Below are 306 nucleotides of genomic sequence, written 5' to 3'. Positions count from 1 at the left end.
ACCCGGAAATTCCGAAATTTTTGGGGCTCCAGCTTCGCCCTTCGGCGGCTCTCTGACAGGCTGTGCCTTGAAAACGGGCTATCCATCGTGGAGAACCCGAAGCCCCGGAGCAAGGGCAAGTATCGGAACTATGGAGAGTGGCAGAAAGACCGGAAAGGGCCGCTTTCCTATCAGGACAGGCTGCGCCTTGCCATTGATACTGCGTTGGCGGAACGCCCCGCTGATTTGGACGAATTTCTCAATTTGATGAAGCGGGCCGGGTATGAGGTCAAGACGGTTCGGGGCGGCGGTATCAGCTTCCGGCTG

General features: G+C 57.8%; 1 protein-coding gene. It reads left to right on the top strand.

The features are described from left to right. Positions 1 to 306: relaxase family protein (locus tag GPK90_RS19835; protein WP_215703594.1), on the top strand; the 306-nt coding region annotated here is incomplete at both ends.

Origin of the sequence: Clostridium sp. MCC344, assembly GCF_018785365.1 — a bacterium.
In the GTDB taxonomy this organism is placed as follows: domain Bacteria; phylum Bacillota; class Clostridia; order Lachnospirales; family Lachnospiraceae; genus Pilosibacter.
This window is presented reverse-complemented; position numbering and strand designations above follow the sequence as displayed.